Source organism: Mycobacteriales bacterium (assembly GCA_036497565.1).
Taxonomy (GTDB): domain Bacteria; phylum Actinomycetota; class Actinomycetes; order Mycobacteriales; family QHCD01; genus DASXJE01.
This window is the reverse complement of record DASXJE010000127.1, coordinates 1-2015: the sequence shown is the minus strand read 5'-3', so window position 1 is coordinate 2015 and position 2015 is coordinate 1. Positions and strand designations below refer to the sequence as shown.

The following is a 2015-nucleotide window of genomic DNA, read 5'->3' as shown; positions in this document are numbered from 1 at the left end:
CCGCCCGCCGGTCGCACAGACCGGGGTTATGATCCCGGGGTCGGGGTGCTCACGAGGGCGATGCCGGGGAGCGCTGGCCAACCCACAGCTGGGAGCCGTCCGGGGTCAGCGCCAGGGTGTCCGGGTCGCCGGTGACCGCGATCGTGTCCGCGACCTTGTCGCTCGTGGTGTCGATCACGGACACCGAGTCGGAGTCCGGGTTGGCCACGTAGGCGGTCTTGCCGTCGGCGGACACGGGCGGGAGGGCGAACGATCCCAGCACCACCCCACCCGCTGACGCCATCAGCTGGCGCCGGCTCACCTCAATCGCCAAGTCGGACCTCCCGGCAACGATCATGAAATGTACACGCGAGAGAACGGGGGCGGGCAGGGTCCAGGCTCCGGCCTCGCCTCCTCGTCGGAATATACGACTGGCAGAGCCGGAAATGAATAAAAATTGAGTGATTTTAGAGATTTACCCGAAGAAATTCATCCAGGGCTACCGAACGTGCAGGGAACGTGCGGCGATTCCGGAGTTTCCGGCCGGGATGCCCAATACAAATGCGGCCATCTCGCCGATCGCGTACTCGAAAAGCGCGTCCGTCGGCTCGAAGGAGTTCACGAACTGGCCGAACAGCTCGAAGCTCACCATCCCGAATAGCTGCGTCCACGCGATCACGGCCCGGACTAGCGCGTCCGCGGGCACGGCGAGGCTGGTCTCCCCGTCGGCCGCGGCGAGAGCCGCCGCCATGAGGGCGGTCTGGTCCGCGAGCTGCTCCGGTAGCGTTTGCGGAGCCCCGCTGGCCAGCATGCCGGACGCCGCCGCGTCGCGCAGTGTCCTCACCAGCGCGACCGGCACCCGGGACGCCGGACCGATGGTCGCCTCCGGCGCTCGGTAGCCGGGCACCGGCGAGCCGTAGATCAGCGCGTACTCGTGCGGATGCACCAGCGCCCACGACCGCACCGCGCGGCACCCAGCCAGCCACCGCTCACGCACGATTCCGCCCCGCGCCACGTCCGGCGGCACCGCAGCGGGCGATACCGCGGCGATCGCTTCCTCCACCGCCGACCCGATCGCGTCGTAGGCGTCGATGATCAGCGCGGTGAGCAGGTCGTCCCGGCTCGGGAAGTACCGGTACAGCGCCGAGGACACCATGCCGAGTTCCCGCGCCACCGCGCGCAGCGACAGCCCGTCCGCGCCGGAGGTCACGAGCTGCCGTCGCGCCTCCTCCTTGATTTCTCGCGTGAGCTCGGCGCGAGCTCGCTCCCGAGCGGTGCGGCCGGCGTTCGGCGGTGTCATGACACCCTCCTTCGAGATCGGCAGTCAAAACCGAGAGCACTGTTCTTGACAGCGGGCTCTCGCATGATGTTCACTGATCTTAGTCGAGAGCAGCGCTCTCGGAAAGCCCGGACCGGAGAGCGTCCCGATCCCGGAGAACCGTGACGGAGGAAGCCATGACCACCGAACCGCGTTACGTCACCCCCAAGAGCACCTCGAACTTCTTCAACAACAGCGTCGGCCGGCTTACCAAGCTCGGCATCAGCGTCTACGGCTCCCGCGTGCTATACGTGCGGGGCCGCAAGTCTGGCGAGTGGCGCAGCAACCCGGTCAACCCGCTGACCGTCGGCGGCGACCGCTACCTGGTCGCGCCGCGCGGCAACACCCAGTGGGTCCGCAACCTGCGCGCCGCGAACGGCGAGGGCGAACTGCGCATCGGCCGCAAGACGGAGCGGTTCACCGCCACCGAGGTCGGTGACGACGACAAGCCGGCGATCCTGCGCGCCTACCTCAAGCGGTGGAAGTGGGAGGTTGGCGTCTTCTTCGAAGGGGTCGACTCGAAGGCATCGGAAGAGACACTGCGCCGTATTGCGCCCGGATATCCCATTTTCCGGATTGTAACTAGATAGGCCGGTCGGCTTTCTTCTCTTGTCATCAGCGTGTTTTCGCCGACTGCGGCGGCTTCGATGTTCGCCTATTTGCGGGCGGGGCCGGGCCGTGGTGGAGTTTGGCCGTGCCTGAGATGCCCGGCGTTCCC

The 2015-nt window shown here is 67.3% G+C and carries 3 protein-coding genes; 1 reads left to right on the top strand and 2 read right to left on the bottom strand.

The features are described from left to right. Positions 1–49: 49 nt before the first annotated feature. Together VGH85_11215 and VGH85_11210 are read right to left on the bottom strand one after the other, a co-directional pair. Positions 50–313 (bottom strand): hypothetical protein, encoded by a 264-nt coding sequence (locus tag VGH85_11215; GenBank protein ID HEY2174370.1) that lies wholly within the window; start codon positions 311–313, stop codon positions 50–52. 165 nt (positions 314–478) lie between these two features. Then, complete coding sequence (locus VGH85_11210) at positions 479–1279, bottom strand: TetR/AcrR family transcriptional regulator (GenBank protein HEY2174369.1); 801 nt, start codon at positions 1277–1279, stop codon at positions 479–481. 155 nt (positions 1280–1434) lie between these two features. Between VGH85_11210 and VGH85_11205 the strand changes: the two genes are divergently transcribed. Further along, entirely contained in the window at positions 1435–1887 is a 453-nt protein-coding gene (locus tag VGH85_11205) for a nitroreductase family deazaflavin-dependent oxidoreductase (protein ID HEY2174368.1), read from the top strand. The last annotated feature ends 128 nt before the right edge of the window (positions 1888–2015 follow it).